This is a genomic window from Marilutibacter maris, from assembly GCF_006546735.2.
In the GTDB taxonomy this organism is placed as follows: domain Bacteria; phylum Pseudomonadota; class Gammaproteobacteria; order Xanthomonadales; family Xanthomonadaceae; genus Marilutibacter; species Marilutibacter maris.
Genome location: NZ_VICD02000320.1, coordinates 1 through 4,095 on the forward strand (window position 1 = coordinate 1; position 4,095 = coordinate 4,095).

Genomic DNA, 4,095 nt, shown 5'->3' on the forward strand with positions numbered 1-4,095 from the left:
CGACGGCCGCGCCGGCGACAACCGCCCGCTCGCGGACAGCATCTGGCCGGCCGGCGTCGCCGCGCTGCGCAGTGGCAGCACGGTCGAAGGCGCCGAGGGCATCCTCGATCATCGCCACGGCCATTACCGGCTGCAGCTGGACGTGCCGCCGACCCTGGTCGCGCAGCCGCGCCCGCCGGTCCCGCGCGTAGCGGGCGACCTGCGGGTGGCGGCGTTCAATCTGGAGAACCTGTTCAACGGCGACGGCCGCGGCGGCGGTTTCCCGACCGAGCGCGGTGCGCGCAGTCCGCAACAACTGCAGGCCCAGCTCGCCAAGCTGGTCGCGACCATCCGCGCGCTGGACCCGGACATCGCCGCCCTGATGGAGCTGGAGAACGACGGCTACGGCCCCGAGTCCAGCCTCGCGGCCCTGGTCGACGCGCTCAACGACGGCAGCGACGGTGGGTGGCGTTTCGTCGATGCCTGCGACCGCAAGTGCCGGCGCCGCGGCCGCGGTCCGGGCGACGACGCGATCCGGGTCGGCCTGATCTACCGCGCCGACCGGGTCGATACCCGGGGCCGGCCGGCGACCCTGGAAGGCGGTCCGTTCGGGCCGCGCAGCCGGGTGCCGCTGGCGCAGGCCTTCGTGCCGGCGAGCGGTGGCGAGCCGCTGGTGGTGGTCGCCAACCACTTCAAGTCCAAGGGCTGCAACGAGGCCGAGGGCGAGGATCGCGACAACGGCGCCGGTTGCTGGAACGCGTTGCGGGCCGAGTCCGCGCGCCGCCTGGACGCCTGGCTGGCCGAGGATCCGACCCGATCCGGCAGCGATCTTGCGGTGATCGTCGGCGACATGAATGCCTACGCCCAGGAAGAGCCGCTGCAGGTGCTGGCCCGGGCGGGCTGGCAGGACGCGTTCGCGGTGGCCGGCCGCGGCCGTGGCCATGACGCCCCCTACAGCTACGTCTATGAGGGCGAGGCCGGGCGTCTCGACCATGCCCTGCTGAGCCCGGCGCTGGCCGCGCGTCTGCGCGGCGCGGTCGAATGGCACAGCAACGCCGACGAGCCGCGCAGTGCCGGTTACTGGGGCCGCGCGCGCGCCGACGGTCCCTGGCGCAGTTCCGACCACGACCCCTTGCTGCTGGGCTTCGACTGGAAGCCGGTCGAGTCGGCCGAAGCCGACAGCGCCGCCGCGGACTGATCGCCGCCGCCAGGGCGGCCTCCGCGGCGGCCTGGCCGCGGGCGTGAGGCTTACTCCCCGTCCACTTGCAGCTGCCGCATCCAGGCCTCGGCCTGGGCGCGGTCGAGGCGTTGCCGCCAGCCGGTGCCGGCCGGTTCGCCGTCGCCCGGGGCGGGTGCCAGCGCCATGTTCACCAGGGCCGACGCCCGCGCCGGATCGGTCCTGCCGTCGAGCAGGCCCTGCACGAACGGCGCGATCGCGTCGTGGGCGCGCTTGCGGCTGGCGGCGTCGACCGGTGCGGTCGCCATCAGTGCGTGGTCGGCGGCATACAGGAACCTGGCCATGAACGGTGGTGAGCGCGGCAGCATCTGCGCCAGTTGCGACGCCTGTCCGGCCGGCATGCCCTGCAGGTAGCGCCAGATGTCGCGGTCGATCGCCGCCAGCAATGCCGGCGCCTGCCGCGGCAGGGTCGCCTCGACCAGCGGACGGGTCAGCAGCTCGCCGTTGTCGCTGTTGCTGAGGATCACCAGCCCGTCGCCACTGGCCGGAAACACGAAGACCTGGGTGCGCACGCCGTTCTCGCGTCCGTCGTGCGACAGCACCGGCTGGCCGTCGACCGGAATCAACCGCCAGCCCAGACCGAAGCGCTCGGCCGGGTCCGGGTGCAGGGCCTGCGGGCGCTGAATGTCGGCGAACAGCTTCGCCGGCAGGCCGGCGCCGCCGGCGACCCAGGCGGTGAAGCGGCCGTAGTCGCCGATGGTGGTGAACATGTTGGCGGCGGCATTGGGATCGCGTTCGCGCAGGCCGTCGTCCGGATAGGGCTCGCCCTTGGCGTCGAAGCCGGTGGCCAGGTCGGGGGCGATGCTCTCGTCCCAGCCGAAGTGGGTGGCGTCCATCCCGGCCGGCGCCAGCACCGCGGTCCGCATCAGCGTGCGCAGCGGCTGCCCGGACTGGCGCTCGATCGTCCGGCGCAGGTATTCGAAGCCCTCGCCCGAGTACTCGTGCCGCGTGCCGGGGGCGAAGCCGAAGGCGAGCGGACGGTCGCCGCGCCAGTTCGGCAGTCCGGTCTGGTGGCTCAGCGCGATCCGCGCGGTCAGCGCCTCGTGGCGGGGATCGTCGGCGACATCCGGGTCGACCCAGTGCGCGGACAGCGGCGCATCGAGGTCGACCTCGCCGGCGGCGACCTGGCGCAGCACCATCGTCGCGAATACCGGTTTGGTCAGCGAGGCGACATTGAAGACGGTGTTGGCGTCGACCGGCGCGGTCGGCGAGCGCCGTCCCCAGGTCCCGGTCCAGGCGAGCCGGCCGTCCTCGATCCGGGCGATGGCGACACCGGGGACCCGGGTGCTTTCGAGCGCGGTGGCGACGCTGGTGTCGAGGCCGGCGGGGACGGCGTCGGCACCGTCGACGGCGGTCGAGCCGTGGCCGGTCAGCGGAATTCCGGCCAACAGCAGGCCGCTCAGGGCGAGGCTGAGTTTCATGAGGATTTTCCTTGTGCGGGTGCGGCGGGCGGCCGGGACAGGCCGCCGTGCGCCGGTTTCGGGACGTCGCGGCCGCCGCGGCGGCGACCGCGAGCGCTGTCGCGGTCAGTCGCGCTGGCGTTGCAGCAGGTGGTAGCCGACCATGCCCAGGCCGATCGCGGCGAAGATCACGCCGTAGCTGGCGGGGTCGTCGTAGGTCAGGTTGGCGACATCGATGATGCCGAACGCGATGCCGGTCAGGATCAGCACGATGCCCCACTTGAGCGAGGCCAGGCGGCTGTTCTCCTGGTCGGAGAGGAACATCAGTCGGACCAGCTCCTCGCTGGCGTGGGTTTCGGCCAGGCGTCGGCGCAGGCGCGCGTTCACCACCACGCGGATGGCGATCACGATGCAGGCGGCGAACACCATCGGGATGAAGAGGGCAATAATGTCGGCCATCGGGTCAGCTCCTCGGGGCACCATTGCCCCGGTTGCGGAAGATGGATACAGGTGGCCGCGGACCGGTTGCACCGTCCGGCGAAAAAAGATTCGCGAAAAAGATCCACGCCGCCTGCAACCGTTCGCCGAGTGGAGGTCTCCAATCCTCAATGAGCGAAGGTGGCGACAATGAAGCGCGCGCGGACGACCGGGCCCTGGTCGCGGCGGTGCTCGCGCGTCGGCCGGGGGCGTTCGAAACCCTGGTCAGCCGCAACCAGAAGCTCGTCTGGCACCTGGTGTACCGGATCGTGCAGCAGCCCGAGGACACCCGCGAGCTGGCCCAGGAGGTGTTCCTGCAGGTGCATCGCAGGCTGGGCCAGTTCCGCTTCGAGAGCGCGCTGTCGACCTGGATCGGACGGATCGCCTTCAGTGTCGCCAGTCGCCACATGCAGCGCAGGCGCCTGCCGATGGTGGAGCCGGACGCGGACGGTCCGTCGCCGCTGGAGCAGGTCGGCGACGGCTTCGATCTGGCCGAGGCCGTCGCCGATGCCGACCTGATGCGCCGCATGCACGAGGCCATCGAAGCGCTGCCGCCGTTGCAGCGCACCCTGATCACGCTGTACCACATGGAGGAGCTGGGTATCGCCGAGGTGGCGCGGATCACCGATCTGCCCGAGGGTACGGTCAAGAACTACCTGTTCCGTGCCCGCCTGCGCCTGCGCCGGCACCTGGAATCCCTGGAGGCCTGTCCATCATGAACCGTCGTTCCGATCTCCCCATCGAGGATGCCCGGGCGCATGCCCGCGAAGTCGAGCGCCAGGCCGCGGCCGAGCGCCCGGGGGCGGGCGATCCGTCGGAGCAGCGCTACCGCGCGGTCTACCACGCCGTACGCAGCGCGCCGCTGCCCGAGCCGCCGCCGACCTTCGCCCTGCAGATGGAGCGGCTGACCCACGACCATCGCGAGCGGGCCGGGATCGAGACCTGGCTGGGCTATCTGTTGCTGCCGCCGGCCCTGGTCGCGATCGCGGTCTGGGGCGGGGC

General features: G+C 72.1%; 5 protein-coding genes. 3 read left to right on the forward strand and 2 right to left on the reverse strand.

Annotation, left to right across the window (positions count from 1 at the left end; translation table 11 throughout):
- A partial coding sequence (locus tag FKV24_RS17835; protein ID WP_141483350.1) for an ExeM/NucH family extracellular endonuclease occupies positions 1 to 1,177 on the forward strand: 1,177 nt, incomplete at its 5' end.
- Positions 1,178 to 1,227: 50 nt separating this feature from the next.
- On the opposite strand, the gene FKV24_RS17840 is transcribed toward FKV24_RS17835, so the two are convergent.
- Both FKV24_RS17840 and FKV24_RS17845 read right to left on the reverse strand, forming a co-directional pair.
- Positions 1,228 to 2,637 (reverse strand): serine hydrolase domain-containing protein, encoded by a 1,410-nt coding sequence (locus FKV24_RS17840; RefSeq protein ID WP_141483351.1) that lies wholly within the window; start codon positions 2,635 to 2,637, stop codon positions 1,228 to 1,230.
- 105 nt (positions 2,638 to 2,742) lie between these two features.
- Complete coding sequence (locus FKV24_RS17845; RefSeq protein WP_141483352.1) at positions 2,743 to 3,075, reverse strand: DUF6249 domain-containing protein; 333 nt, start codon at positions 3,073 to 3,075, stop codon at positions 2,743 to 2,745.
- A gap of 149 nt (positions 3,076 to 3,224) precedes the next feature.
- Here FKV24_RS17845 and FKV24_RS17850 point away from each other — a divergent pair, with 149 nt between their 5' ends.
- Entirely contained in the window at positions 3,225 to 3,812 is a 588-nt protein-coding gene (locus tag FKV24_RS17850) for an RNA polymerase sigma factor (RefSeq protein WP_141483353.1), read from the forward strand.
- Positions 3,809 to 4,095 (forward strand): hypothetical protein (locus FKV24_RS17855; protein WP_141483354.1); only part of this gene is annotated, 287 nt, incomplete at its 3' end. The genes FKV24_RS17850 and FKV24_RS17855, both read left to right, overlap by 4 nt.

Excerpts from the sequence above, each read along its gene's own strand:
- FKV24_RS17840 (WP_141483351.1), bottom strand. The coding sequence starts at position 2,637 with ATGAAACTCAGCCTCGCCCTGAGCGGCCTGCTGTTGGCCGGAATTCCG.
- FKV24_RS17845 (WP_141483352.1), bottom strand. The coding sequence starts at position 3,075 with ATGGCCGACATTATTGCCCTCTTCATCCCGATGGTGTTCGCCGCCTGC.
- FKV24_RS17850 (WP_141483353.1), top strand. The coding sequence starts at position 3,225 with ATGAGCGAAGGTGGCGACAATGAAGCGCGCGCGGACGACCGGGCCCTG.